The 26,972-nt window shown below is 64.0% G+C and carries 17 protein-coding genes; 6 read left to right on the top strand and 11 right to left on the bottom strand.

The annotated features are described in order from the left end of the window. From LJY25_RS13460 to LJY25_RS13450, 3 genes are all read right to left on the bottom strand, one after another. Positions 1-2,865 (bottom strand): glycosyl hydrolase, encoded by a 2,865-nt coding sequence (locus LJY25_RS13460; protein WP_227608867.1) that lies wholly within the window; start codon positions 2,863-2,865, stop codon positions 1-3. A gap of 182 nt (positions 2,866-3,047) precedes the next feature. Beyond that, positions 3,048-4,238 (bottom strand): glycoside hydrolase family 88/105 protein, encoded by a 1,191-nt coding sequence (locus LJY25_RS13455; RefSeq protein WP_227608866.1) that lies wholly within the window; start codon positions 4,236-4,238, stop codon positions 3,048-3,050. Positions 4,239-4,558: 320 nt separating this feature from the next. Next, positions 4,559-5,758: a T9SS type A sorting domain-containing protein gene (locus LJY25_RS13450; RefSeq protein ID WP_227608865.1), complete on the bottom strand. Its 1,200-nt coding sequence runs from the start codon at positions 5,756-5,758 to the stop codon at positions 4,559-4,561. A gap of 361 nt (positions 5,759-6,119) precedes the next feature. On the opposite strand from LJY25_RS13450, the gene LJY25_RS13445 reads away from it, so the two are divergent. From LJY25_RS13445 to LJY25_RS13425, 5 genes are all read left to right on the top strand, one after another. Then, positions 6,120-6,686: an RNA polymerase sigma factor gene (locus LJY25_RS13445; protein ID WP_317206598.1), complete on the top strand. Its 567-nt coding sequence runs from the start codon at positions 6,120-6,122 to the stop codon at positions 6,684-6,686. After that, positions 6,667-7,584: a HEAT repeat domain-containing protein gene (locus LJY25_RS13440; RefSeq protein ID WP_227608864.1), complete on the top strand. Its 918-nt coding sequence runs from the start codon at positions 6,667-6,669 to the stop codon at positions 7,582-7,584. Before LJY25_RS13445 ends, LJY25_RS13440 begins: the two co-directional genes overlap by 20 nt. After that, positions 7,532-8,401 carry a DUF4097 family beta strand repeat-containing protein gene (locus tag LJY25_RS13435; protein ID WP_227608863.1) on the top strand — a complete coding sequence of 290 codons (870 nt, stop codon included), beginning with the start codon at positions 7,532-7,534 and terminating at the stop codon, positions 8,399-8,401. The genes LJY25_RS13440 and LJY25_RS13435 overlap by 53 nt, the downstream gene beginning before the upstream one ends. Then, complete coding sequence (locus LJY25_RS13430) at positions 8,398-9,231, top strand: DUF4097 family beta strand repeat-containing protein (RefSeq protein ID WP_227608862.1); 834 nt, start codon at positions 8,398-8,400, stop codon at positions 9,229-9,231. Before LJY25_RS13435 ends, LJY25_RS13430 begins: the two co-directional genes overlap by 4 nt. A gap of 501 nt (positions 9,232-9,732) precedes the next feature. Beyond that, a complete protein-coding gene (locus tag LJY25_RS13425; protein ID WP_227608861.1) occupies positions 9,733-12,282 on the top strand; it encodes a DUF5916 domain-containing protein in 2,550 nt (849 codons plus the stop codon). Between the two features lie 113 nt (positions 12,283-12,395). Here the strand turns inward: LJY25_RS13425 and LJY25_RS13420 are convergent, their stop codons facing one another. From LJY25_RS13420 to LJY25_RS13390, 7 genes are all read right to left on the bottom strand, one after another. Then, a complete protein-coding gene (locus LJY25_RS13420) occupies positions 12,396-15,635 on the bottom strand; it encodes an efflux RND transporter permease subunit (protein WP_227608860.1) in 3,240 nt (1,079 codons plus the stop codon). Between the two features lie 313 nt (positions 15,636-15,948). Next, positions 15,949-17,091 carry an efflux RND transporter periplasmic adaptor subunit gene (locus LJY25_RS13415; RefSeq protein WP_227608859.1) on the bottom strand — a complete coding sequence of 381 codons (1,143 nt, stop codon included), beginning with the start codon at positions 17,089-17,091 and terminating at the stop codon, positions 15,949-15,951. Continuing rightward, on the bottom strand, positions 17,075-17,689 hold the full coding sequence (locus tag LJY25_RS13410; RefSeq protein WP_227608858.1) for a hypothetical protein: 615 nt from the start codon (positions 17,687-17,689) through the stop codon (positions 17,075-17,077). Before LJY25_RS13410 ends, LJY25_RS13415 begins: the two co-directional genes overlap by 17 nt. Beyond that, positions 17,686-18,924 carry a TolC family protein gene (locus LJY25_RS13405; protein WP_227608857.1) on the bottom strand — a complete coding sequence of 413 codons (1,239 nt, stop codon included), beginning with the start codon at positions 18,922-18,924 and terminating at the stop codon, positions 17,686-17,688. Before LJY25_RS13405 ends, LJY25_RS13410 begins: the two co-directional genes overlap by 4 nt. Positions 18,925-19,016: 92 nt before the next feature. Further along, a complete protein-coding gene (locus tag LJY25_RS13400; RefSeq protein ID WP_227608856.1) occupies positions 19,017-19,841 on the bottom strand; it encodes a DUF305 domain-containing protein in 825 nt (274 codons plus the stop codon). Positions 19,842-19,876: 35 nt separating this feature from the next. Then, positions 19,877-20,803 carry a heavy metal-binding domain-containing protein gene (locus LJY25_RS13395; protein ID WP_227608855.1) on the bottom strand — a complete coding sequence of 309 codons (927 nt, stop codon included), beginning with the start codon at positions 20,801-20,803 and terminating at the stop codon, positions 19,877-19,879. 221 nt (positions 20,804-21,024) lie between these two features. Next, the gene (locus tag LJY25_RS13390) at positions 21,025-21,498 is read right to left on the bottom strand and encodes a hypothetical protein (RefSeq protein WP_227608854.1); all 474 of its coding nucleotides are present in this window, start codon (positions 21,496-21,498) and stop codon (positions 21,025-21,027) included. Between the two features lie 394 nt (positions 21,499-21,892). Here LJY25_RS13390 and LJY25_RS13385 point away from each other — a divergent pair, with 394 nt between their 5' ends. Then, a complete protein-coding gene (locus LJY25_RS13385) occupies positions 21,893-24,160 on the top strand; it encodes a heavy metal translocating P-type ATPase (protein WP_227608853.1) in 2,268 nt (755 codons plus the stop codon). Between the two features lie 113 nt (positions 24,161-24,273). Here LJY25_RS13385 and LJY25_RS13380 read toward each other — a convergent pair whose 3' ends face one another. Continuing rightward, entirely contained in the window at positions 24,274-26,739 is a 2,466-nt protein-coding gene (locus LJY25_RS13380; RefSeq protein WP_227608852.1) for a S9 family peptidase, read from the bottom strand. Positions 26,740-26,972 lie beyond the last annotated feature (233 nt).

The raw sequence follows: 26,972 nt of genomic DNA, 5'->3' as shown, positions 1-26,972 counted from the left end.
TTACTGAACCTTGTCGGGCCGGCTGCTGGTGGGCGTCAGCGTCACTGGTCCCAGCAGCCCCGATTCCTGAGGCGTCCACTTCCCGGCCGTGAACAGGCCGTCGGCGCCACGGTTTTCCTTGAGCTTGCTCGACATGTTGATGTTGTAGGCGTTTTTGTAGCTGACGCCACTGCGCTCCATGTCAATAATGCGGTTGGCCATGCCGTTGCTCACGGTTACGGTCAGCTCGTTGGTGCTTTTCAACAGGCCTTTCGGCACCGCCACCTGGTACACCGGTCCGAGGAGCGTGCCCAATTCCTGGCCGTTGAGCTGCACCCGGGCGCTCTGGGAAACCCGGCCCAGGTCGAGCAGCCAGTTTTCGGACGCGCCGCTGGGCATTGGAAAAGAAATTGAATACGCGGCAGTGCCCGAGAACTTCTGCCCGGCGTCCCCGGCCAGGACGGTCCACGACGTCAGCGTCGGCGTCTGGACCGAGGCCGGCAGGGTAGGGCCGCCCGCCACGAAGCGCAGGTTCCAGGTGCCCTGCACCGGCTGGGGCGCACCGGTGGGCTTAAGGTAGGCATAGGCCGGACCGGTGGCGCCCTGCTGGTCGGCTTCCAGCAGGCAGGACTCGCCCGGAGCCAGCTGCACGTATACTTCCGGGGTGCCGTCCTTGCCCGCCCGCGTGGCCGCCAGCCCCAGCTTTTCGGTCATGGGGTTGTAGAGCGCCACGGTTTTGGCCGGCGTTTGCAGGGGCAGCCAGCCGTCTACCGCTTTTTCGCTCCAGTTCGTGACGAAGTAGGTGTGGCCCCGGGCGGTGCGCCGACGAATAAACTCCAGGCCGGTGTCGACCATCGTTTCGCGGCGCACGCCTTCTTCCTGCAGCAGCGCATCCACGTCTTTGCCTACCAGAAAGAAGCCCTTGCCAACGGAAGCCCGCTCGACACCGGCCCGTTTGGTTGACGCGGGCTTAACGGAAGCCAGCACTTGGCGAAACGCGCTACGGCGGGAGTCGAGGGTGCCCAGACCGGGTACATCGGAGGGCAGGCCATTTTCGAAGACGACCGTGGCGCCGCTTTGGGCCAGCTTTACGAGGTGCTGTAGCGTAGCCAGCGGCATCAGCCGTGCGTCGGGCACTACGATAGTGCGGTAGCTCGTGCCCCCACTGGTTTGCAGCCCGCTCACCCGGCCTTTCACGTTGAGCAACTGCTTGTCGGAAATGTAGTCGAAGCCGTAGCCCCGGCGCAGCAGCGTTTCGCTGGTGGCCGCCACCGGCAAACCTTTAAAGCCGTGCTGAATGCCGTCGAAGTGCTGCAGCATCACCTTGCCGGGGCGCACGTAGGAGTCGTAGATGGGCAGGTACACCAGCACGTCGTTCGAGGGCTGCCCGGCCTGCAGGAAGCTCTGGCAGTGGGCTACGTAGCGGTTCAGCTGCCCGAAGTCGGTCCAGAACGGGTTGTTGGGGTTGAAGTGGACGGCGGCGTAGAACAGCCAGCCCGGCCAGGGCGCGGCCAGGGGCGAGTAGTTGGTGCCGTGGTAGAAGGTGTGGTTCACGCCGCCGAGCAGCATCCGGTCCATGGCTTTCTTTACGTCGCCGAGCGAGGACAGGAAATGGTCGTTTTCCCAGGTTGCCGACTCGGCCGAGGTCAGGGGCTTGCCGGTGACGTGGGCCGCCGAGGAGGCAAACTTGATGCGGACCAGGTCTTCGCCTTCGGTTTCCGGTATGTCGGTGGCAGCGTACAGGTCCAGGATGTTGGCCGGGGAGCCGTGGGCCTGGTTGCGGATCAGGGCGCCGTGGGTTTTGGCCCAGGAGGCCCAGGTCTGCGTGTAGTTGGCCAGCAGCAGCTCCGACACGGTTTCGCGGTAGTCGCTCAGCACCCGCTTGTTTTCGTCGTCCGAAGCCTTGCCGAACAGGGCCGGCAGGTGCTGGCGCAAATCGTAGCCCCGGCGCTTCTGAAACTCGGCCAGCATCTCGGGCGTCCAGTTGCCCTCGCCCTGGGCGTCGTCCACCTCGTAGGAATCGTTGAAGAAGGCCCGTACCGGCTTTACGTTCCGGCCCTTAAAGGCCTCATCGAAGCGGCGCAGGTAGTTTTCGGTGGCTTTTTTGGAGAAATGGTCGATGACGTCGCCTTCCCCGCCGGGGCCGGCCCGCTCCACCTGCTTGCCGTGCCAGCCCTGAAAAACGGCGTAGAGCGTCCAGGAGCCAGCCGGGGCCGTCCAGGCGAGCTTGCCATCAGCCCCTACTTTACTGGTCAGATCCAGCGCCTGGCCTTTATCGGAATAGGCCATCAGCGCCTGCAGGGGCAGGGGCTTCTCAAACCGCACTTGGTCGAAGGCGTGGAGCTGCAGGTTGGGATTCTGGGCGATGGGGTCTTTTAGCTGCCTGATGTCGATGGGCTGGCCCACGGTGCGCACCATCGGCTTCTGCACCATGCCCACCGGCTGACTTAGCTGCTCTCCGGCTTTCAGGGTGTAGGACTGGTACGCCACATACTTGCAGGCGTCGGCGGGCGACACCCAGGGGCCGCCGAACGGCCAGCCCGAAGCCTGGGCCACGTCGACGCCCAGCCCCAGCCGGCCGGCTTCGGTGAGCGTGTGCCCGAGCATGTCCATCCACTTCGGCGAGAGGAAGTCGATAAACTGCTGCTCGGCACCCTTCTGGCCGTAGATGGCCGTGATTTCCACCCCACCCAGACCGGCCTGCTGGTACTGCGTCAGCAGCCGGGTCAGGTCCTGCGGATTTACCGCGCTGCCCTGCCACCACCACCGCGTCCAGGGCTTGTTCTGCTGCGTAACCTCCGGCCACTTCGGCGCCTGGGCCCGGGCCGGTAGTTCCGTCGTGAGCGAGGCAGCCAGCAGCAGGGAAAGAGCAAGGGTAGTCTTCATAGGAAAGGCTTGAATACGAAGTGGAAAACCCAGTTCCCCGCCTTAATTTCAGGGAGGGGTGGCCGCAGGCCGGGGTGGTTCATCGTTGCTGATGTTGAATGCTGCTGATGCCAGACGTTCTGACGACTCAACCACCCCACCCTTCGGGCTCCCCTCCTTATCCAAGGAGGAAAGTTTTCGTTCTAGTTTTTGGCGGTGGATTTTACGGGGGCGTCGAGCAGCTTGTACAGCTCGGTGCCGGCCAGCAGGAAGCAGCCCAGGCCGTAATCCTCGAAATCAGGCTTGCTGGTATAGCTGACCGGCTGCCCGTCCTTAGGCTCCTTGCCCGTGCCCTGCACGTAGCCTAGGAAGCCGTTGGGGTGCACGCACTCAGCGGCCATGGCGTTCCAGGCTTTGGCAATCAGCGGCTGGTACTGCTTGGCGTCGAGCAGGCCATGGTTGATGCCCCAGGCCATGCCGTAGGTGAACAGCGCCGTGCCGGTCATTTCCTTGCCGCCGAAGTGAGTGGGGTCGTGCAGGCTCACGTTCCAGTAGCCGTCGGGGCGCTGCAGCGGGGGCAGGGCCTTCATCATGGCCAGGTACATCTGCTCGTATTCTTCGCGGTGAGGGGCACCCTGGGGCATAATCTCGAGCACCCGGACCAGGGCGGCCACCACCCAGCCGTTGCCCCGGCTCCAGTAGCAGTCCTCGCCGTTGGGCTCCTTGTAGGGCGCCACAAAGTCCTTGTCGCGCCACCAGAGCTGATCCTGGGGGTTGTAGAGGCCTACCGTGCCGTGCCTGGTTTTGGAGTAGTTGTACAGGCGGTACATCTTCTCGTAGTAGGCTGTATCCTTGGTCATGGCGCCGAGCTTGGCGTAGATGGGCATGGCCATCTGCAGGGCGTCAATCCACCACCAGTCGTCGACCTGGGGGCTTTTCACCATCAGGTCGATGCTGGCCTTGATGTCGCGCAGCCGCTCGGGCTGCGGGTCAATTTCGTAGAGGGCCAGGTAGGTCTGCCCAGCGCACTGGTTGTCGGCATTGCGGGTTTCCACGCCCCGGTGCAAGCCCCACTGGTGCTTCTGGGCCCAGTCCACGGCGTAGTCGTAGTAAGGTTTCTGCTTGTCGACGCCGTACAGCGCCATTAGCCCTTCGTAGTACACGGCCCGGGTCCAGATGTGGCTGGGGCGGGTTTTGTTGGTGACGATTTCCTTGCCGGTGTCGGGCCACTTCTGCATGAAGTAGCGGTTGGCCAGGGTCATCTTTTTAAGCACGGCCTTCTTTTTAGGCAGCTTCTGCGCGGCGGCGGGCAGGGCCGTAGCCAGGGCTAGGAGCAAACTCAGCCACAAAACGGGCCAGCGGGTGCTTTTCGGGACGAGCGGTAGTTCAGGCATCGGGAAAACGAAAGGGTGGGAGAGGGGCCACGGCCGGAGAGGCCAACCCGGAAAGAACACCCGCAAGAAAGAGCTGCCCGGCGCGCCAACTGTCCTGTACTCTTCGGTTTTTCCGCGCGAGGGGCCGGCCGGGTCTGGGGGCCGGCAAGTTACCTTCTCCGAAAGGGGCCCCGAAAGCACAGGCAGGCAACGCAGTCATTCGCCGGCAGCAAGAATTGCAGGGGCTAGAAGCTGCTGCGGAGTAAAGCAGCTAGTAAGTATCCAGCAAAAAGCCCCGCCGGTTTTCCAGCGGGGCTTTTCAGGGTGAGGCAGATGGTTCGTTAGGGGCGCAGCAGCTTAAAGGTGGCCTGGTGGCTGCCCTGCTGCACCGTGAGTGTGTACAGGCCCGGCCGTAGTGCCTGGGTGGCTGCGGCGGGCAAGGTGCCGCTGCCGTTCTGCAGCTGCAATGCCTGGCTGAGTATAGTCCGGCCCAGGGCGTCGCGCAGGGTTAGCTGCGCAGGCTGGTCGGCGGCACGGGGCAGTGCCAGCTGCAGGTCCTCACCCTGGCCGAGCGGATTGGGCCAGGCCTTCCAGCCGGCCGCCAGCGCGGAAGTGGCCTGGGTTGCCAGCAGCAGGTCGTTTTCGGTGGAGTAGGCGGCCGAGAAAGGAGAAGCGTACTGGCGGTTCGGATAGTACAGCTCCAGCAGCGGCTGGGCCGAGCCCGTGCGCCAGAAGTGGTCGAGGTAGAAGCTGGTAAAGCTGCCCTGGGTCAGATTAAGCGCTGCCAGCAGCGAAGCCGGGGCCGGGCTGCCGTTCAGATACAGGCTGTCCTGCCGGATAGTGCGGCTGCGTACCATCAAAACCGGAAGCGGGTCGGAGCCGGCGGCGCGGCCAGCAAAGGGAATGCGGAGCGTACCCCAGCCAGCCACGGAGTCGACGTAGATATAGCGCTGCACGATGCGGAACGGGGCGCGGTTCAGTCCCGCTGCGGCCACCGTTATCGTGCCGGTTACGCCGAAGCGGTACGTCTGCAGGGAACGGCTGCCGGCCGTCAGCGGCAGCGGAAAGTCTGCAATGCCGCCCGCGCCGCCGTAGGGCACCGTCTGCCGGTTAATCACAATGGAGTCGTTGGCGCCGCCGGTGCGCGTGGCAATGGAATAGGGCTGGCGGATTATGCCGCGACCCAGCGCCATGCGGCCGGTAGGCGCCAGGGTAAAATAGGTCGTGAAAACGTAGGCCATGTTGCCAATGGTGCTGGTATTGGCCCGCGTCCATTGCGCCCCGGCGAAGGACGGGCTGGGTGGTACCGAAAGGTTGAGCTGGTTGTAGGCCGAGCCGCTGGGCATCAGGGCGCGGTAGTCCCAGCTTTGATTGGACCCCATAGCGGGAGCCCCGAGGCCCGCGGGCAGCGAGGCATTCTGGTACCGTTCCACGGTCGAAGCCGACGCCGGGAACGTTGCCTGCGTGAGCGTGATGGGCGACTGGGCCAGGGCCGGCACAGCCAAAGCAAGTAGGGAGAGGAGGGTAATGGTTTTCTTCATAGAAAAGGGAGTAGAAGGTGAAGTAGCTATGTCATGACGCAGGATCAGGAAACCATGCCTCTTTCGAACGTTCAAAAATATATTGTTAAGTATCAATTGGCAAATTGCCGGCCGGCCCCTGCCCCTGGGCCCGAAACAGAAGGCGGGCCAAGGTGATTTCGCGCCAGGTTTAGGATGGGCAGCAAGTCATGACCCTCATCAGTATGACGCTGGCAGGCCGGGCGAGCTAGTGATGCCGAAAGCCGGCGGAGCCACGCTGGCGGGGACCATCGGAAAAATAATTTTTATTCCACTGTAACCTCGGCCAAAAGCCACAGTTTCCACGTCCGAATCAGCTCTTCCACCACCTCTGCCTTCCTGCTTGAACTCGCTCACCGACAATTCGCTCATGCTGCAGGTAAAGGCCGGTCAGGTCGAGAAGATGGGGCTGCTGTTTGAACGGTACCACCGCCCGCTGCTGGCGTTCTTCTACCACGCCAACGGCAACGCCACCGCCAGTGAGGACCTGGTGCAGACGGTGTTCTACCGGATGCTCAAGTACCGCCACACGTTTACCGGCGAAGGCGAGTTCCGGACCTGGATGTACCACCTCGCGCGCAACGTGCTAGCCGATGCCGCGAAAAAGGACAAACCGGCGGCCCATCACCAGGACGTGGCCGACTGGGCCGAGAAGCTGGCCGGCGGCGCCCCGGCCGATGCCGGTCTGCTCAAAACCCAGGAAGTGGCGCAGCTGCACCGGGCCCTGGGCCAGCTCAGCCCCGACCAGCGCGAGGTGCTGGTGCTGAGCCGGTTTCAGGAGCTGAAGTACGAGCAGATTGCCGAGCTGCTCAACACCACGGTCGGGGCCGTGAAGGTGCGCGCGCACCGAGCCCTGGGCCAATTGAAGGACATCTACTTGAAAATGGAAAATGGAAGCAAAGTTCATTAAGTGCGAGGACGTGCGGGTGGGGCTAATGGACTGGTTAGCAAACGAACTACCCGCCGACGAAGCCCGGGCCCTGGAAGCCCACCTGGCCGGCTGCCCCGATTGCCGCCGGGAGCAAGCCGCCGTGTGGCAGTTGTGGCAGGCTATGGGCAACCTGCCCGTGCCCGAACCCAGTGAGCAGATGCGCCCGCAGTTCTACTCCATGCTGGCCGGGTTCCAGGCCGCCGAGCAGCGTCGGCAGCGCTGGTCAGCCGAGGTACTGCTCGCAAAGCTGCGCAGCTGGTGGCAGCCGGCCTACGCCTACAGCCTGGTGCTGCTGGTGGTAGGCCTAGCGGCCGGCTACGGCCTGAAAGGACGGCAGGAGTTGCCCGCCATGGCCGCTCAGCCAACTGGGCCCGCTGCTTCGGACAACGAGCTGCCCGGCCGCCAGGCCCAGCTGCTTACCCTACTGGCCGACCCCTCGGCCGTGCAGCGCCTGCGGGCCGTGAGCTACGCCGAGGAAATCGCGCCGACCAACGACCGGGTGGTGGCCGCCCTGCTCAGCACGCTTAATCAGGACCCCAACGTGAACGTGCGCCTGGCGACCCTGGAAGTGCTGGCCGGCCTCGGCCACGACCCCACCGTGCGGCAGGGCCTGGTCCGGTCCCTGGCCCGGCAGGACTCGCCCCTGGTGCAGTCGGCCCTGGCCGATGTGATGGTGCAGATCCAGGAGCACCGCTCGGTGCGGCCCCTGCGCCGGATGCTCGAGCAGGAAAACCTGAACGAGCAGGTAAAAATCAAAATCGAGGAAAGCATTCAGACCCTGTCGAACGACCGGGCTACCGACAACTCTAATCCGCAGATCTATCATGAAACGCCTTCTTCTCCTCAGTCTCGTCTGGACACTTCTGTGGCTACCTAGCTGCTCGCTTCAGGCCCAGGACCGGGAATCCACCGAGAAATTCAACCGGGAGTTTACCCTTCCTGCCGACGCCGGCCGCAGCACCCTGGCCGTTTACAACATCTTCGGCTCCGTGACGGTGCAGGGCTACAGCGGCAGCAAGGTCGTGATGGAAGCTACCCGCACCGTGCGGGCCGACGACAGCCCAACCCTGGAGCTGGGCAAGAAAGAAGCTCAGCTGGGCTTCGAGCAGCGCGGCGACAGTATCATCATCTACCTGCAGGGCCCGCACGATTCCCGCCCCCGCCGCAACCACAGCTATAACAACCGCGACATCGACTACAAGTATGAGTACGACTTCGTGCTGAAAGTCCCCCAGAACATGAACGTGACGGTCTCGACCGTGAACGGGGGCAAGGTGGAGGTGACGGACGTGGCCGGGTTGCTCAAGGCCCGCAACGTAAACGGGGCCGTCAGCATCCGAAACGCCCGGGAGGCGACGGTGGCCCACACCGTGAACGGCAACGTGGACGTAACCTACGCCGCCGCGCCCACCCAGAATGCCTCCTACCACACCATCAACGGCAACATCACCGTGAGCTACCCGGCCAGCGTATCGGCCGACCTGTACTTCAAGACCATGCACGGGGAGATGTTCACAGACTTTCCCAAGACCGAAGTACTGCCCGCCCGCGTGACCCAGAACAAGGAAAATACCGGGCAGGGCACCAAGTATAAACTCAACAAGGAGACGGCCGTGCGGCTGGGGCAGGGCGGCCGAAACTTCCGCTTCGAAACCATCAACGGCGACGTCACCATCAAACAGCAAACCCGATGAACCAGAACCTATTTCGTTTCCTGCTCGCCCTGCTGCTGCTGACCGGCGCCCAGCCCCTGGCGGCCCAACAGACCAGCAAAGAGCAGATCGTTGTGGTGCTTCGCTACCCCGGCAAGCCCGGCAAGCTGCACCTCAAGCTGGTGCGCGGCTCGATCCGGGTGCAGGGCTACAGCGGCAAAGAGGTGGTGATTGAAGCCTCGGCCCAGAGCAGCAGCCGCGACCGGGACCGGGAGCCGGCCGAAGCCGCCAATGGCATGCGCCGCATCTCCCGGGTGGAAGGCCTGGACGTGACTGCCGAGGAAAAAGACAATCAGGTCTACATCCGCACCCAGTCGCACGTGAATCCGGTGGACTTCACCATTAAGGTGCCCCGGCAGTTTTCGCTGCAGCTGGGCACGGTCAACAACGGCGAAATTACCGTGGAGAACGTGGCCGGGGAGCTGGAAATCTCGAACGTGAACGGCAGCATCCGCCTTAAGGATGTGGCGGGCTCAGCGGTGCTCAGCACCGTGAATGGGTCACTGGTGGCCGATTTCAACGACGTGACCCCCGGGGCGCCGATGGCCTTCTCCACCGTGAACGGCAAAGTGGACGTGACCTTGCCCGCCAAGGCCAAAGCGGCGCTGAAGCTGAAGTCGGACCGGGGCGAAATCTACAGCGACTTCGATCTGGCCGTGGACAGCAGCCCCCCGAAAGTGACGCGCACGGCCAAGGACGGCACCTACCGCGTGAGCACCGACAACTGGACCTACGGCAAGATGAACGGGGGCGGGGCCGAGCTCATGATCAAGACCATGAACGGCAACATCTACATCCGCAAGGCAAAGTAAGCAGCTGACCGTGTGCCCCCGGTCTGCAAGCCGGGGCCGCCGGCTGCTGCTGAGCCCAACGAAAGCACGCGGCTGCCCAGGCGGTGGCTGTGGTGAGTGAAACACCGCCCCGGCGGCCGCGCTGCTTTGGTTGGGCTTAATCAGACAGCGTTACGGCCCCTTTCAATAGGCGGCCATGCTTGATCTTTCGTCCGCGAAGCCGAACCGAAGGTCGCCGTAGGCAAGCATCTCTACCGCTTCGTTGTGACTATCAATCCAACGACTGCACGCGAGAGTAGCTTCGCTGTCCTTCGGGTCCTCGGCTACACTCGGAATGACGTTCAAAAAGGCAGGAAAAGCAGCTATTGGCCTCTGTTCTCCCAGCCTAACAGGATCTAACCCAACCCCTCTTTCCGGAATTGCCTGAGCCGCATTTTTTGCGGCTGCAGCCACTGCTTTGTCCGGGAATCTCGGATTTCTCGCTTCCTCTTTTCCCGGCTACATATTTCTCAAATCTGATTTATGACCAGCACCTCTATTCTGCGAATTGCTTTTGTTTTGCTGGGGCTGCTGGCAGTCCAGACCGGCGCCCGGGCGCAGACCCCGGCCGCGGCCCCATTACCGGAGGCGGCTGGCCGGCAGCTCCGGGCCCTGCGCATCACCGAGCCGGTGAAGATGGACGGGGTGCTCGACGAGCCCATGTGGCAGCAGGCCGCCATTGCCACCGACTTTATCCAGCAGCGCCCCAGGCCCGGCATCCACGAGAAGCACCCTACCGAAGTGCGGATTCTCTACGACGATGCCGCCCTCTACGTGGGGGCCGTGATGCACGACATCTCCCCGGACTCCATCCTGCACGAGCTGACGGGCCGCGACAACCTCGGCAATACCGACTTCTTCGCCATCTTCCTCGACACCTACCACGACAAAATCAACGGCTACGGCTTCGTGGTGACGGCCGGGGGCGTGCAGGCCGATTCCCGCTACTCGCCCGCTACCGGCGAGGACTTCAGCTGGAACGCGGTGTGGGACTCCCGCACCACCATCCGGGGCACCGACTGGATTGCCGAGATGCGCATTCCGTACTCCGCCATCCGCTTCGGCACGGCCGACGTGCAGCAGTGGGGTCTGCAGTTTATGCGGCAGCGCAAGCGCGAAAACCAGGCGTTTTTCTGGAATGAGGTCAAGCCCGAGCGCAACGGCTTCGTCAACCAATGGGGCGAGCTGACCGGGGTGCAGAACGTGAAGCCGCCTTTGCGCCTTTCGCTTACGCCCTACGTGTCGGGCTACGTCAACCACAACCCGCTCAGCGCCGAGGGCACCCGCCGCACCACGACGAGCTTTAACGGCGGGGCCGACGTGAAGTGGGGCATCAACGAAAGCTTTACCCTCGATGCCACCCTCGTTCCCGACTTCGGACAAGTGCAGAGCGACAACCAGGTGCTGAACCTCTCGCCCTTTGAGGTGCAGTTCAACGAAAACCGGCAGTTCTTTACCGAAGGCACCGAGCTGTTCAACAAGGGCAACCTGTTCTACTCCCGCCGTGTGGGCGCCACGCCCATCGGCTTTTATAATGTCTCGGCCGGTACCAACGAGAAGGTTATCCGCAACCCCTCCGAAACCCGCCTGCTGAACGCCACCAAGATATCGGGCCGCACGAGCAAGGGCCTGGGCATCGGCCTGTTCAATGCCGTGTCGAACGACGTGTACGCCACTATCCGCAACACCGACAGCGGGCAGGAGCGGGAGGTGCTGACCCAGCCCCTGGCCAACTACAACATTGCGGTGCTGGACCAGTCGCTGAAAAACAACTCGTACGTGTCGCTCATCAACACCAACGTGACCCGGGCCGGCCGCACCTACGACGCCAACGTGACGGGCGGGCTGTTTCGCTTCAACGACCAGAAAAACACCTACGCCTTCGACGGCAGCCTGGTGTACTCCCGCCGCCGCGGCACCGTGTTTGGCGACACGACGCAGGTGAGCGACCAGGATGGGTTTAAGTACGCGGTGGGATTCGGCAAAATCAGCGGCACCTGGACCTGGGGCCTGAACCACGGCATCGAGTCGGACACCTACAACCCCAACGACCTCGGCATTCTGTTCGGCAACAACAACATCACCCAGTCGTTCGACCTCGGCTACCATAAGTACAAGGCGTTCTGGAAGGTCAACAACCTGCACGTCTTCAGCCAGATCAGCAACAGCCTGCTCTACCAGCCCACCCGCTACCAGCGCCTCGACTACTTTCTGGGAGCCAACACCGTATTCACCAGAAGCTTCCTGCAGGTGGGGTTCAACTTTAACCGGAACGCGGCCAGCCACGACTTCTTCGAGCCCCGCACGCCCACGCTGGGCGAGTACTACGTGCGGGTGCCCGGCTACACCGGCCTGATGGTTTTCTTTAACTCCGACACGCGCAAGCAGTTTGCCCTGGGCATGAATGCCGGCAACCGCACCTACGAGCAGGACGCCCGCCTGGCCCGCCCCCGGCGCACCCGCTACTCGTTCGGCTTCTATCCCCGCTACCGCGTCAACGACCACCTCACCTTCCGCTACAGCCTCGACTACAGCCTCGACCAGAACCAGATCGGCTACGTGAACGGGGGGATGGACCGCAAGGAGGTGCTCGACCAGCCCTACGTAGGGCAGATTATCCTGGGCCGCCGCCACGTAGGCACGTTCTCCAACGTGGCTTCGGTGGCCTACACGTTCACCAACCGCATGTCGTTCACGTTCCGGGCCCGGCACTACACCAGCAACGTGCATTACCTCGACTATGCCCGCCTGCAGCCCGACGGCCGGGAGGAAATGGTAGGCTACCAGCGCAACCGCGACAACACCTACAACGCCTTTAACATCGACGCGGTGTACTCGTGGTGGTTTGCGCCCGGTTCCCAGGTAAGCATCGTGTGGAAGAATGCGGGCACCAACCTGCTGCAGGCCAACGAGGCCACCCCGCTGTATTTCGACAACCTGAGCAACACCATCAACACGCCCCACAACAACTCCGTGTCGGTGAAGCTGCTTTACTACCTCGACTACCTGACGCTGCGGGGAAAAAGGATTTAGGGCTTAGGGACTTAGGTCTTAGTTTGCTCAATAGTCGAAAGAAAAGGCCCTCAACTTCGGTTGCGGACCCTTTTTGTAACCTGACATCAGGAGGGCAGTAGCACCCTAAGCCCCTAAGACTTGGCTTCCAGGCGCACTTCGCGGTGCCCGCGCTGGTACTGGGCGAGGGCCTTGCGGCCAAACAACCAGAACGCCACCGGCGTTACGATGATGTCGAGGAAGGTGGACGACAGCAGGCCGCCCAGAATAACGGTGGCCACCGGATAGAGAATTTCCTTGCCCGGCGCGTCCTTGGCCAGCGTGAGGGGCACCAAAGCCAGGGCCGCCACCAGGGCCGTCATCAGCACCGGCACCAGCCGCTCCAAAGAGCCCCGGACTATCATTTCCCGGCTGAACTCCTCGCCCTCGTGCTCTACTAGGTGGAGGTAGTGCGAAATCATCATAATGCCGTTGCGGGAGGCAATGCCGGTAAGCGTGATGAAGCCCACCAAGGAGGCAATGCTGAACGTGCCACCCGTGAGCAGCACGGCCAGCACCGAGCCGATCAACGCCAGCGGGATGTTGAGCATGATCTGCCCCACCAGCAGGGTCGAGCGGAAATGGGAGAACAGCACCAGGAAGATGCCGGCCAGGGAAAACAAACTAAGCCAGAAAATCTTCTGGGCCGCCGACTGCTGGCTTTCAAACTGCCCGCCGTAGGTGAGGTAGTAGCCGGACGGCAGCTCCACCTGGCTGCGCACCCGCGCCTGCACTTCCCGCACGGTGGAGCCCAGGTCGCGCCCGGCCACGTTCAGGGAGATGGTGATGCGGCGCTGGGCATTTTCGTGGTTGATGGTGTTGGGGCCCGGCTCGTAGCTCACGTCGGCCACCTGGCTGATCGGAATCAACGCCCCGGCGGGCGTCCCGATGCGGGTCTGGGCAATGGTGGCCACGTCGCTGCGCTGGTTTTCGGGCAGCTTTACCACCAGGTCGAACCGCTGCTGCCCGTTGAGCATCTGCGACACGACCTCGCCCTGAAACAGCGTCTGCAGCGTTTCCACCACGGTGCCCCGGTCGAGGCCGTAGGCGCGCAGGGCCTCGTCGCGGGGGCGCACCAGCAGCTGGGGAATCTGCACCTGCTTTTCCACCTGCAAATCCACCACGCCGGGCACGGTAGCAGCGGCGGTGCGAATCTCGCCCGCGTAGCGGCGCAGCTCCTGCAGGTCGTTGCCGAACACCTTGATGGCGACCTGGGCCCGCACGCCCGACAGCAGGTGGTCGAGGCGGTGGGAAATAGGCTGGCCGATGTTCACGTTCACGCCCGTCACGAGGCTCAGGCGCTGGCGCAGGTCGGCCAGGATTTCGTCCCGGCTCCGCATCGTCCGGCCTTCCTTTTTCAGCTCTTCCTCGGTCTTGAAGGCCACCTCGATTTCCGAGTTGTTGACCGACTCGGCGTGCTCATCCAGCTCGGCCCGGCCGGTGCGGCGGGCGGTGTAGGCCACTTCCGGCAGCTTCAGCATCTGCTCTTCGCCCAGCGTGCCCAGCTTGTTCGACTCGGTGAGGGAGGTGCCCGCCGGGGCCGAGAAGTTCACCGTGAGCGAGCCTTCGTTGAAGGGCGGCAGAAACTCGGTTCCGAAGAAGGGCACCGCCGCCACCGCCAGCGCGAACAGCAGCCCGGCCGTACCCAGCACGGCTTTCGGATGGTTCAGCCCCCAGCCGAGCAGGCGGGTGTCCTTGCGCTTAAGCCAGCGCACCAGCCCGCCTTCCTGCTCGGCCTGCCGGATCTGCTTGGAGCGGGGCAGCAGGTAGTAGCACAGCACCGGCGTGATGGTGAGTGACACGAACAGCGACGCCACGATGCTGGTGATGTAAGCAATGCCCAGGGGCGCGAAAATCCGACCTTCCATGCCTTCCAGCGCAAACAAGGGCAGGAACACCAGCACCACGATGATGGTGGCGTACACGATGGAGTTGCGCACCTCCGACGAGGCCGCGTAAATCACCTGCAAAGCCGGCTTGGGCACGGGTAGCTGCTGGTTTTCGCGCAGGCGGCGGAACACGTTTTCCACGTCCACGATGGCATCGTCGACCAGTTCGCCGATGGCAATGGCCAGGCCGCCCAGGGTCATGGTGTTGATGCTGATGCCGGCAAAGCGGAACACCAGCGCCGTCACGAGCAGGGACAACGGAATGGCGACCAGGGAAATAAACGTGGTGCGCACGTTCAGCAGAAAGGCAAACAGCACGATGACAACCAGAATGGCCCCGTCGCGCAGGGCTTCCTCTACGTTGGTAATCGACGACTCAATGAAGTCGGCCTGCTTGAACAGGCGGGTGTTGATGCGCACGTCCTTGGGCAGGGAAGGCTGCAGCTCGGTGAGGGCGTTTTCCACGGCTTCGGTGAGGCCCACGGTAGGGGCGCCGGGCTGCTTCTCGATGCTCAGAATCACGGCCGGCTGCCCGTTCACGCTGCCGTCGCCCCGCTTGAAGCGGGCCCCGAAGGCTACCGTCGCCACCTGGGCTACGGTAATCGGCGACCCGTCGCGGTAGCCCACGATGATGCGTTCGATGTCCTGCACCGAGCGAAGCCGGCCGAGGTTGCGGATCAGCACCTCCGAGCCGTTGCGGTCGAAGAAGTTGCCGGTGGTGTTGAGGTTGGAGCGGCGCAGGGCCTCCTCTACCTGGGTGATGGTGACGCCCACCGCGTTGAGGCGGGGCATGTCGAGCAACACCTGGTACTGCCGGCTTTCCCCGCCGATGGGAATCACCTGGGCCACGCCGGGCAAGCTCAGCAGCCGCTGCCGCACGGTGTAGTCAGCCAGGGTGCGCAGGTCGGCCAGGGAGGTTTTTGGTTTTTGGTTTTCGGCTGCTGGTCCGCCGGCTCCTGACTCCTGACTTCCAACTCCCAGCTTCTGGCTTCCGGCTCCTGACTTCTCAACTGACAGGCCCACGAGCATAATCTGGCCCATCACCGACGAAATCGGGCCTAGCACGGGCGTCACGCCGGGGGGCAGCTGCTCCCCCACGGTCTGCAGCTTTTCGGCCACGATCTGCCGGGCCGTGAAAATGTCGGTGCCGTACTCGAACTCCACGAACACCATGCCCAAGCCGATGGCCGAGTTAGACCGTACCGCCGAAACGCCGGTAGCGCCATTGAGCGAGGTTTCCACCGGCAGCGTCACCAGGGCCTCTACTTCCTCGGGGGCCATGCCGGCGGATTCCAGAAATACAGTTACCCGGGGGCGGTCCAGGTCGGGCAGTACGTCCACCGGCAGCTGCCGGGCTGTGAAGGAGCCCGCCAGGAGCAGCGCCGCTGCAAAAGCCAGCATCAGCAGGCGGTTCTGCAGCGCAAAGCGGATGATGGAATCGAGCATGGGTTTGGGAAGATTTAAAGCCAGATCCCCTCCTTATTGCGAGGAGGGGTAGCCGCAGGCCGGGGTGGTTAATCGTTGCTGATGTTGGATTGGCAACTTCAATCGTCTGTCATTCTGACGAAGGAAGGACCTTAGCACCGCCGCACGAGTCGTTGCTTCGCTGGTTGTCCAGATGCAAGTCGTTCAAACCTGATAAGGTCCTTCGCAAGCTCAGGATGACTTTCTGGTTTGTTGTTCTGGCTTAACAACGCCCGTCAACCACCCCGCCCTTCGGGCACCCCTCCTCATCTGAGGAGGGGAACTGGCTTCTGCATTACTGATTGAGGTAGATCGACTTGAGCTGGTAGGTGCCGGTTACCACAACCCGGTCGTTTTCATTGACCTGCCCGCCAAGCAGCACGGTTTGCTCGCCATTTGCCGGACCAGGCTGCACGTAGCGGATCTTAAACTCCTCGGGCGTGGTGTGCACAAACACGACGGGCTTGCCGTTCAGGTCAGTCAGGGCGGCAGTGGGCACTACCAGCTGCTTTTCGGTGCCGCGCTGGCCCAGCACCTGCACGTTCACGGCCTGGCCGGCGCGGAACGGGGAGTCGGCGGCATCCAGCTCCAGCACGAGCTGCCGGGCCTGGTTGACCGGGTTTACCGCGTTGCTGAACACGACTAGTCTGGCCGGGCTGCTGCCGGCCTGCCCTTGCAGGCCCTCCACCCGGAACTGGGCTCCGGGCGTCACTTTCGCCAGGTCCTGGGCAAACACCTGGGCTTCCACCCGCAGCTTGCCCGGGTTGAGTACCCGTAGCAGCTCGTCGCCCTGATTTACCTGCTGGCCCACGGCCAGGTTGAACACGTCCACGGTGCCGCTGATGGGGGAGGTGATGGTAACCCGGCGCTGACTGGCCTGGCCGTTGAGAATGGCAGCGTTCTGCCGGGCCTGACGGAGCCGCAGCTCGGCCGCTACCACGTCCTTGCGGGCGGCAATGTCGGCAATGGTCTGGAGGCGGGCGTAGTCCTGTTGCGCGGCCCGCAGTTCGGCCTGGGCGTTGGCCCGCTCGGTGCGCAGACCGATTTCCTGAGTGGCGTCGAGGGTCTGCTCTACCACGGCCAGCGTCTGCCCGGCCCGCACCGGCTGGCCGACCCGGGCGCTTAAGCTTACGACGCGCCCGGTCTGGGGCACCACCACCCGGCCTTCGCCGCCTGCTCCGGCCGTGACAGTGCCGTAGAGCGTGAGGCGACTGTAGGTGTCAGAGTAGGCGGCCAGGGCTGTGCGCACCTGAAACAGGTACTGGCTTTCCTTGGGCAACACCACCGCGTCGGTCTGAGCCGTACCGGCGCCGGGCTTGGCTTCGTGGCCGTGGTCTTCGCCGCCGTGGGCCAGCAGGTTGGCGGGCGGGGGCAGCAGCACAGTCAGTGTCAGTCCGACGGCAGCCGCGGCCAGCCAAAGGTTAAGCCGGGTTTTCATAGCGGGGGGAGGTTGAGGTAGAGGATGCGCTGCCGGCCCGGCGGCGCAGAAAAAAGGCAGTCAGGCCCACGCCCAAGGCAAAGGCGCCGGCCAAAGCCAGCAGGGTTTTCCACGACGAGAACAGCCCAGCCGGCTCTTCCGCCGCGGCTGCAGTTACCGGCAGCTTTTTGCCTATTTCGATGCCCTGGAGCAGCAGCAGGTCAGCCCGGTTGCCGGCCACCACGTTCACGGCGAAGCTGTATTTCTTGTTGGCCGGAAATTTTCCCTCCACGAGGTACACACCCGGCTCCTGGGCCTCGGCGGTCCATTTCAGCTGGGCGTCTTCCGGCGTAGTCAGCGTCAGCTTCGCGCCCTGAATCGGAACGTTGGTCACGTAATCCGACACGAACAGGCGCAGGTGGGCATCCTGGCCGGCTTCCAGGGGCTCGTAGCGCAGCAGCAGCTCAAACTTTTCCGACAGTGCTGCCACCGAAAACGTGGTAGGGACGGGGCCGCCCGAGGCCTTGGCTTCGTCGCCGTGGTCTTCGCCCCCGTGCGCCCGGGCCGCCGGAGCCGCCAGCCCGAGCAGGCAGAACAGCAGCAATACTTTCTTCATCATTGTCCGCGCAGGTAGTTAAGCTCCACGATGGCCTGGCGGTAGTCGCGGATGGTGGTCAGGTAGGACGACTGAATGGTAAACGCCTGGTTCAGGCTTTGAATCAGCACTAGGTAGCTGATTTCCCCGGCCCGGAACAGGCGCTGGGACTGGCTAATGATGGCTGTGGCCTGGGGCAGGCCGGTCTGCTCATAATACGCCAGGGAAGAAGCCGACTTGCGCGTGTCGGCCAGGGCCTGCTGGTACCGGGAGCCCAGCTCCAGGCGCTGGTCCTGGAGTTGGGCTTCGGCCGCCCGGGTCCGGGCCGTGGCTGCCTGCAGCTGGGCCCGGAACGTCCAGGCCCACACGGGCACCGACACACCAAACTGCAGGCGGTAGCGCAGCGGTGAATTCGCAAACGCCTGGTTCTGGTAGCCCAGGGTCAGGGCCGGGGTGCGCCGGGCCCGCACCAGCCCAATGCCGGCCCGGCTAAGCACCACGCTCTGCTCGTAGTAGGCCAGCGTAGGGCTGGCCGCCACGGCCGTGCTGTCCCGGGCCGGCAGGCCGGCGAGCAGCTCGGTTCCGGTGCGGGTCAGCTCCGGGCCGGTCTGGCGCAGGTCGGGCTCAGCAGTGAGGCCGCCGGTCGCCTGCCCGGTAAGCAGAGACAGGCGCCGACGGGCGGCGTCGAGGTCTACCAAAGCCTGATCCCGCTGGTTGCGGACCTGCCGGGCTTCGGCCTCCGTGCTCACCCGCTGCAGGGCAGTGACTTCCCCGGCCGCAAACAGCCGGTCGGTGGCCTGCTGCAGGTTGCGGAACAGGCTGTCCTGGTAGGAAAGCTGGCGTACCTGGGCCTGGGCAAACTGCAACGCCAGAAAGGCCAGGCGCACGTCGCGGCGCACCGAAGCACGGTTCACGTCAAGGCCCCGCTCCGCCAGGGTGATGCCGGCCTGGGCCGACTGGGCCTGGCGCCGGTACACGTTGGGCAGGTCGATGGTTTGCACCACGCCCGGTGCCCACCGCTCCCCCGTGGGGGCTGAGAGCAGGAAGTCGGGGTTGGGGGGTGCAAAGGCACCGCGCTTCAATGCCCGCTGCTCGTCCACTTCCGCCGCCGACTGCCGCAGGCGCGGGTGCCGGCGCAGGGCCTGCTGCTCGGCGCTGTCGAGGCGCACCACAGCCTGCTGCGCCCGGACCGGACTGCGCAGCGCCAGCAGAAGCCCCAGCAGGAGCAGCGCCCGGGTCGTGGTTTGAATAGGTAGCATAGGCAGTGGGCGTTTTATCCGGCGCTCCGGTTGTTGACCGGCGCCTGCTGGTCCGACAGCACTGCCATCGGACCAATGGTTCGGGCGGGTGACTAGGCTTTTTTAACCAGGTCCATTTCGCAGACCGGGCACTTGCCGGGCTTGCTGCTCTGGCTGCCTTCGCAACGCATCGGGCACTCGTACGCGGCGGCGCTGGTGCTGGCCTTGCTGCCGTTCTTGGTTTGCCAGTCCTTCAGCTGCTGAATCTCTTTTTGCTGCGCGTCAATCATCTGCCGGGCCATTTCCTTCAGCTTGGTGTCGCGGCCGTGGGTTAGCTCGGCCTGGGCCATGGCTACGGCGCTCTGGTGGTGCGGAATCATCATGGCCGCGAAGTCCTGGTCCACGTTGCCGCTGCCCGTGCCCATGTCCTTCATCATCAGGTCCATCGAGGCTTTCATCTTCGACGTGAACGGGTCGTTCTGGTTCTGGGGCTGGTAGTTGGTGGGGGCGCCGTCGAGGCGGGTAGCAACGGCTTCGAGGGCCTTGATTTCGCGCTGCTGGTCGGCGCTGATTTTCTCGGCCATGGCCCGCAGGGTGGCGTCCTTGCCTTCCTTCAGCTCCAAAGCTGCCATTTCCACGGCGCCCTGGTGGTGGGCCATCATCATGTGGGCAAAGTCGTGGTCGGCGTTGCCCTCGGGCTTGAACGCGTCCATCTGCTGCATCATCGTATTCATGACGGCCAGCATGCCCGAGCCGGCGGCATTGTGGTTCATGCCGGCGTGGCCGGCTCCGGCGGCATCGTGGTCGTGAGCCGCGGAGTCAGCGCTGGCGGCCGTTGTAGTGGTCGTGGTGGTTTCGGTGGTCTTGTTGCCGTCGCAGGCGCTGAGCAGGAGGCCAGCCGAGGCCAGGACCGGGAAAAGAAATGCAGAAGCTTTCATAAGAAATCAATGAATGGAGTGAGATGAAAAGGAAGCTAGCCTTTCACGTTAATGGTGAAGTCGCCGGTGCGAATCTGTCCGCCGTGGTTGAACTGCAGAAACACCCGATACCGGCCGGGCTTCTCGAAGCTGGTGTTGAACCCGATAACCGGCCCCTTGTCGGTCTGTTCGTTGGGGTGTACGTGCAGGTACTCCTCGGTGTCTTCGCTGATAACTACCACGTGGCCCAGCGCGCCGAGGTAGTTTTCCAGGTTGGTAACCGGCTGGCCGCCTTTGCTCAGGCTGATTGTCATCTTCAGCAGTTGGCCTACCGTCAGCGCTTTGTCGAAGGAGAGTGTGGCCTGGTAGCCACTGCCGCTCCACTGCATATCATCGGCCCCGAATTTAACGGGCGTGTAGGCCGGGCCCTGCACCGTTACCGGCTGGCGGCCGAGCTGATGGCCCGAACCGGTGGGCGTGTAGTCCTGAAACAGCACGTAGTCGCCGCCCTTGGGGAAGGTGTAGCGCACGGCGTAGTTGCCCTCGGCGGTGTATTCCGGGTGCTCGTGGTAGAACTGCGAAAGGTCCCTGGAGACGATGATCAGGTGAATCTTCTTTTCATGGACCACGTCGAGCGGCACCGGGGCCTGTTCGTTGCCGGTTTCCCGGGGCGTGAAGGTGAGCTGGGCCGGCTGCCCGGCCGTAAGCCGGGCCGGAGTGGTGGCCAGCTGCATCTGGTAGGTTTTGCCGTTGGCCACCACGTCGGTGTGCTCGAGCTTCATTCCGCACTTGGGGCAGTTGTCGCCCTCTTTCGTGCTGGTGACCTCGGGGTGCATTGGGCAGGAGTAGATGTGTCCGCCGGCATGGGCGGCTCCTTCCGCCGGCGCAGTAGCGGCCGTTTCGGTGGCGGGAGTATCGGAAGAGCAGCCGGAAGCGGCCAGCAGGCTGGTCAGTGCCAGCAGAAAAGCTGAAATTCGAATCATGGGAAAGGAAGTTAGAGGAGAGGCAACCGGCCCACGGACCAGAGGCCGGGGTCTTGGTAGCGACTGGTGGTCGGGCAGCCCGGCCGCGTGAACTGGTCCGGCGCCTAGCCGCGGACAAAGCGAAGAAGAAAGAGGGAAATCGGGGCAGAGCGGCGCCAACAAAAAGGCCCGCCCGGGCATAGCACTGCTATACCGGCGCGAGCCAGGGCGCAAACGGCCAATCAGACCGTCAGGGACTGCAGAAAGATGCGGATGTCCGGAATCTTGGGCGGCAGGTGCTGGGGCGGCACCAGGCGCACGGCCACGGTCGGGTCCCACTTGACGGGCGCGGCCGGGAAATGAAAATCGGGGGTAGCCGGCAGCACGGCCGGGGCCGGACTCAGCAGCTGCTTGGTGGCCTCGGAGCTCAGCGAAGCCAGGAGCGTGGCCGACTTCTGCCGGCAGCAGCCGTCAGCGCCGGCGTGCTTCTGGTGCTGGGCTTTCCGGCTGGCCTGGTCCCTGCGCTCCGCCGCCTTCCGGCAGCAGGCGTGACCGGGCTTCATCGGCGCCGGAGCCGCAACGGCCCTCGTCTTGGTGGCCGGAGCTTTCGGGGCGCTCAGGCTGGCGCAGTAGCACTGGCCCACGAACACGTTGACGAAGACCACCAGAAAGGAGGTCGCCAGCAAGCGTCGGAAAAGGAACAGGCTACGGAACATGAGCAGCAGAAAGTACCCGCAAAACTAGAGGTCTTTCCCGATACGGAAAGGCCAGCCTGATTACTGCATTTGCTGACAAAGGGTTCCCCTGGGTCGATGCCCGCGGCCAATCATCCATTGCGGGACGCCTGCGGCCTTATCCTGCGGACCCTGACCACTACGGGCGGCCAAATTATGCAACCCGGGAGCAGGATTATGTAAGTGCCGGCCTTCCTCTGGTCTCTGCGTATGCCGCAGAAAAGCAGCTGGCTCCTGGAAAGAGCCGGCGTAAGGTGAAAATTATGCAACTCTGAGCAAGGATTTCGTACCGCCGCTGCCTGATACGGGCCGTTCCTTTGTAGCGTACTACCAAAGCCGGTTTTTCGGCCGGCCGCACCTGCTACGCTGATCAACTATGGAACCGTCTGTTAAAACCGAAACGCTTGATATCGAAGGCATGACCTGCGCATCCTGCGCCGCCTTCGTGCAAAAGTCCCTGACCCGTACCCCTGGCGTGCAGCGGGCCGTGGTCAACTACGCCACCGAGAAAGCCACCATCGACTACCTGCCCGAGCTGGCGACGCCGGCTGCTCTCAAGGATGCCGTGGTGCAGGCCGGCTACGGCGTGGTGGAGCGTGCCCCCGATACCTCTGCCGCTGAGCGCAGCGCCGAAATCGACCGGCAAAAAGCCGTGGCTTATCAGCAGCTGAAGCGCCGCTTCTGGGTGGCGGCCGGGCTGGCTTTCCTCATCATGCCCCTGAGTATGCTGATGCTCTGGCCCGCCCTGATGCAGCGCGTGAACATGCAGGCGCTTAACTACGGCCTGCTCGTGCTGACCGTGCCGGTGCTCCTGTACAGCGGACGGGAGTTTTTCAGCTCGGCCTGGAACAGCTTCCGCCACGGCACTGCCACCATGGATACGCTTATTGCCCTGGGCACCGGCGCGGCCTTTCTCTACAGCCTCGCGGCCACCGTAGCGCCCGGTTTCTTCACCAGCCGGGGCCTGATGCCGGAAGTCTACTACGATACCACTGCCACCATCATTGCCCTGATTCTGCTCGGGAAAGTGCTGGAGCAGCGCGCCAAGACGCGTACGTCGGCCGCCATCCGGGCCCTGATGGGTTTGCAGGCCAAAACGGCCCGGGTGGTGCGCCCCGACGGCCAGGAAGTCGACGTGCCCATTGAGCTGGTGCAGCCCGGCGACGTGGTCGTGGTCCGCCCCGGCGAGAAAGTTGCCACCGACGGCATCATCCAGGAAGGCCACTCGGCCGTGGACGAGGCCATGCTCACGGGCGAAAGTCTGCCGGTGGAGAAAAAGACCGGCGACCCCGTGTTTGGCGCCACCCTGAATAAAACCGGCTCGTTCCGGTTCACGGTCACCAAAGTAGGCGCCGATACCCTGCTGGCCCAGATTGTGAAGCTGGTGGAAGATGCCCAGGGCAGCCGGGCTCCCATTCAGCGGCTGGCCGACAAGGTCAGCGCCGTGTTCGTGCCCATCGTGGTCGGCATCGCGCTGCTCACGTTCATTCTATGGTTTGCGCTGGCCCCGGCCGAAACGCGCCTGCCGCTGGCGCTGGTCAACTTCGTGGCGGTGCTCATCATTGCCTGTCCCTGCGCGCTGGGGCTCGCCACGCCGACCGCCATTATGGTGAGTACCGGCAAAGGCGCCGAGCACGGGGTCCTGATCCGCAACGCCGAAGCCCTCGAAAAAGCCGGTCAGGTAACCACTGTGCTGCTCGACAAAACCGGCACCATCACCCGGGGCGAGCCAACCGTCACCGACTTGATCGTGCTGCCCGGCTACGACGCCAGCCGGCTGCTGCAACTCGTAGCGGCGGTGGAGCGGCAGTCGGAGCACCCGCTGGCGGAAGCGGTGGTGCGCTACGCCCAGGAACGGGACGTGAGCCCGGTTACCGCTACCAGCTTCCGGGCCCTCGAAGGTCGGGGCGCGGCGGCTAGGGTAGAAGGAGAATCAGTGCTGATCGGCAACCGGCGCCTGCTCTCCGAGGAAGGCATCCGCTTTTCCCCGGACCTCTCTGCCCGCGCTGACGAGTTACTCAGTCAGGCGAGAACCGTGCTTTACGTAGCCGTGGGCGGCAAGGCCGTGGGCCTATTGGGGGTAGCCGACACGGTGCGCGACACGTCCGTGGCCGCCATCCGGCAGCTGCAGGCCATGGGTATCGAAGTAGTCATGATGACCGGTGATAACGCACAGACGGCCGCACAGGTGGCTGGTCAGGTGGGCATCACCCGCTACTTCGCCGAGGTTTTGCCCTCCGATAAAGCCCAAAAGGTGCAGGAACTCCAGGCCGGGGGACGGGTCGTGGCTATGGTCGGCGACGGTATCAACGATGCGCCCGCCCTGGCCCGCGCCGACGTTGGTTTGGCCATGGGCGCCGGCACCGACGTGGCCATGGAAGCCGCCGGCATCACCCTCATGCGCTCCGACCTGCGCGGCGTTGTCACGGCCATTGAATTGTCGCGCCAGACGCTGCGCACCATCCGCCAGAACCTGTTTTTTGCCTTTATCTACAACACGCTCGGTATTCCGGTGGCGGCCGGCCTGCTCTATCCGTTCTTCGGCGTGCTGCTTTCGCCCATGCTGGCGGCGGCAGCCATGGCCCTGAGCTCGGTCTCGGTGCTGACCAACTCCCTGCGCCTGCGCGGCTTTGCTCCCCGCTAGGAGGCCCGTAGACGTAACCTGCTCCTGAAACCAGAAAAGCCCGGCCTACCATCTGGTAGGCCGGGCTTTTACGAGTAGTACCGGTTCCGGAGCAGGGCCGAGCCGTGGTCGGGCTACTTGGCCGGCTGGGAGGCCGGAGCCTTCACGTACTTTTCCAGCCAGGCGTTTGTCTCCCACAGCACATGGAGCATGTTTTCGCGGGCGGCGTAGCCGTGGGCTTCGGCGGGCAGCACCACGTAGCGGGCCGTGGCGCCCTGGCCTTTCAGCGCGGCAAAGTACCGCTCGCTCTGGATGGGGTAGGTGCCGGTGTTGTTGTCGGCTTCGCCGTGAATGAGCAGAATCGGGGTCTTGATCTTGTCGGCATAGTTGAACGGCGACATGGCGTTATACACGTCCCGGGCCTGCCAGTAGTTGCGCTCCTCGCCCTGAAAGCCGTAGGGCGTGAGGGTGCGGTTGTAGGCGCCGCTGCGGGCAATGCCGGCCTTGAACAGGTTGGAGTGCGTCAGCAGGTTGGCGGTCATAAAGGCGCCGTAGCTGTGGCCCATCACGCCCACGCGCTCGGGGTCGACCACGCCCAGGCGGGCGCCCTCGTCGATGGCCGCTTTGGCGCTGCTCACTAGCTGCTCGATGTAGGTGTCGTTCGGGTCCTTGCTACCTTCGCCCACAATCGGCACGCTGACATTCTCCAGGACCGCGTAGCCCTGGGTAACCCAGAACACCGGGGAGCCGCCGCCCAGACGCGTGAAGGTATAGGGCGAGCCGCTCACCTGCCCGGCCGTGCTTTTGTCCTTGAACTCCAGCGGGTAAGCCGACATGAGCGTGGGCAGCGGGCCGTCGGTTTTCTTGTAGTTTGGGGGCAGGTAGAGGTTGGCCGTCAGCTCCACGCCGTCGGCGCGCTTGTACTTGAGCACCTGCTTGGGGAAGCTGCCGCCGAAGGCGGCGTAGGGGTTCGGGAACTTGGTTACGGCCGTCAGCTTGTCCTTTTTGGCGGCGTCGCGCAGGTAATAGTTCGGGGACTGGGTGAGCGACTCGCGGCGGGTCAGCAGCTGGCGCTTCTTGCCGCTGGCGTCGAGAATGGCTATGGGCACTTCGTAAACCTGCCCTTCCGAACGCCACCAGCGGATGGTTTTCTTTGTGCGCAGGTCGAGCTCATCCACAAACGGCCGGTCGCCCTCGGGCGAGGCGCCGTTGCCCAGCAGGTAGATGCTCTGATTATTGGCCCCGCCGGTCAGCAGCACCAGTTTGCCTTGGGCGTTGCGGTGCTCGTAGGGTGTGCCGGGGTCCTTGTACTTGTCTTCCGACGAGCCATCGAACAGCACGGCAAGAGGAGCGCCGGCCTTGCCGGGATTCAGCTGCCAGGTGGTCTGGTGCCGGTCGGCCCAGCGGTAGCCATCAACGAGGGCCAGCTGGTTGTTGCCCCAGCTCAGGCCACCAAAGCGGAGCGGAAGAGCCGCCAGCTCCTGGGCCGCCCCGCTAAAGGGCGCTTCTAGGGTGAACAGCTTGTCGCGGATGTCGGCTTTCGTTTTAGGGTTGCCGCCGTCCTGGGCTTCCACGTAGTAGATGGTGGCCGGCACGTCGGACCGCCAGGCGTGGTTGCGCGGGCCGGTGGGTGCGGCGTCGGCCCCGATGGGCACGGCATCCGCCAACGGCAGGTCGGCCACGGTTTTTACAACGGAGCCGCTCGTCAGGTCCAGCACGTCGATACGCTGCGGAAACCGGGTGATGGGCAGCGTGTAGGAATACGGGCGGTGGCGGGTGCGTACCAGCACGTACCGGCCATCGGGTGAAGGCGAGGCCGTTTGAATAACGCCGGGCTGACCCAGGGGCTGGGCCACCCCATCGGCCACGTTTACCTTCACCAGCTGGGAGGTAGCGTAGTGGTCGAACAGCCGCTCGTCGGTCGGACTTTTCAGCAGATCCTGATAGGTGGGAGCCGCCGTCTTTTTGCCGCCGCCGCTTTCCTGCACAGCCGGGCCGGTAGGAGCGGCATCGGCCGAGGGGGCAGCGCCCCGGCCGGCCGGCACAACCCGGGCCAGGATGGTCTTGTTGTCCGACACCCACTCAAAGGCGTTGCCGAACGCGTCGTTGAGCGGCGTGACCAGCAGGCGGCGGGCGGTAGCCCCGGCCACGTCGGCCACCCACAGCTCCACGCGGCCGTCGGTACCGGTGCCGGGCGTGGTGAGGGCAAACGCCATGGTTTTATTGTCGGGCGACCAGCTCACGCTGCTGATGCGCGCCTGGGCGGGCAACCCTTTTACCTCGGTCTCAGCGCCGTTCGGCAGGGTTTTCAGCTTGATGCCCACCGCATAGCTCACGCGGCTCTGCCCGTTGGTGCGGGGGTTGAAGCGCAGCCCGGCCAGCCGCAGCTCGGGCGCGGCCAGCTCGGCCACGGTGGGGAAATCCTGGACCTGCAGCAGGGCCATCACGCGGCCGTCGGACGACAAGCTAACCCGGGGCGTGGGCGGGGCCAGCAGCAGGTCCTGAAGAGCCTTGGGCGGCGTCTGGTATTTGAAATCCTGGGCCCGGGACGCGGCTACCGTGGCAAGCAGCAGCGTAGCGGAAAGAAGGAGTTTTTTCATGGGTGAGAAGGAAAAGTGAAGCGGAAAGGACGGCATACTACCGCGCTTGAAAGGTAACACCGGCAGCGGCAGGAAGCAGTACAACTTTTTGAGCCCTTGCGTGGCCCCTCAACCCGATCAGGGTGCCAGCTGCCGGCTGGTTGAACCCAGCCATCGGAACTACCGTCGGCCCCAAAGGCTGAACGGGACACGCGCAAAAAAGCCTGACTCACCGAGCCAGGCTTTTTCGTGTT

It is taken from the genome of Hymenobacter translucens (genome assembly GCF_020685205.1).
Lineage (GTDB): Bacteria > Bacteroidota > Bacteroidia > Cytophagales > Hymenobacteraceae > Hymenobacter > Hymenobacter translucens.
This window is presented reverse-complemented; position numbering and strand designations above follow the sequence as displayed.

Excerpts from the sequence above, each read along its gene's own strand:
- LJY25_RS13460 (WP_227608867.1), bottom strand. The coding sequence starts at position 2,865 with ATGAAGACTACCCTTGCTCTTTCCCTGCTGCTGGCTGCCTCGCTCACG.
- LJY25_RS13455 (WP_227608866.1), bottom strand. The coding sequence starts at position 4,238 with ATGCCTGAACTACCGCTCGTCCCGAAAAGCACCCGCTGGCCCGTTTTG.
- LJY25_RS13450 (WP_227608865.1), bottom strand. The coding sequence starts at position 5,758 with ATGAAGAAAACCATTACCCTCCTCTCCCTACTTGCTTTGGCTGTGCCG.
- LJY25_RS13440 (WP_227608864.1), top strand. The coding sequence starts at position 6,667 with ATGGAAGCAAAGTTCATTAAGTGCGAGGACGTGCGGGTGGGGCTAATG.
- LJY25_RS13435 (WP_227608863.1), top strand. The coding sequence starts at position 7,532 with ATGAAACGCCTTCTTCTCCTCAGTCTCGTCTGGACACTTCTGTGGCTA.
- LJY25_RS13430 (WP_227608862.1), top strand. The coding sequence starts at position 8,398 with ATGAACCAGAACCTATTTCGTTTCCTGCTCGCCCTGCTGCTGCTGACC.
- LJY25_RS13425 (WP_227608861.1), top strand. The coding sequence starts at position 9,733 with ATGACCAGCACCTCTATTCTGCGAATTGCTTTTGTTTTGCTGGGGCTG.
- LJY25_RS13420 (WP_227608860.1), bottom strand. The coding sequence starts at position 15,635 with ATGCTCGATTCCATCATCCGCTTTGCGCTGCAGAACCGCCTGCTGATG.
- LJY25_RS13415 (WP_227608859.1), bottom strand. The coding sequence starts at position 17,091 with ATGAAAACCCGGCTTAACCTTTGGCTGGCCGCGGCTGCCGTCGGACTG.
- LJY25_RS13410 (WP_227608858.1), bottom strand. The coding sequence starts at position 17,689 with ATGATGAAGAAAGTATTGCTGCTGTTCTGCCTGCTCGGGCTGGCGGCT.
- LJY25_RS13405 (WP_227608857.1), bottom strand. The coding sequence starts at position 18,924 with ATGCTACCTATTCAAACCACGACCCGGGCGCTGCTCCTGCTGGGGCTT.
- LJY25_RS13400 (WP_227608856.1), bottom strand. The coding sequence starts at position 19,841 with ATGAAAGCTTCTGCATTTCTTTTCCCGGTCCTGGCCTCGGCTGGCCTC.
- LJY25_RS13395 (WP_227608855.1), bottom strand. The coding sequence starts at position 20,803 with ATGATTCGAATTTCAGCTTTTCTGCTGGCACTGACCAGCCTGCTGGCC.
- LJY25_RS13390 (WP_227608854.1), bottom strand. The coding sequence starts at position 21,498 with ATGTTCCGTAGCCTGTTCCTTTTCCGACGCTTGCTGGCGACCTCCTTT.
- LJY25_RS13385 (WP_227608853.1), top strand. The coding sequence starts at position 21,893 with ATGGAACCGTCTGTTAAAACCGAAACGCTTGATATCGAAGGCATGACC.
- LJY25_RS13380 (WP_227608852.1), bottom strand. The coding sequence starts at position 26,739 with ATGAAAAAACTCCTTCTTTCCGCTACGCTGCTGCTTGCCACGGTAGCC.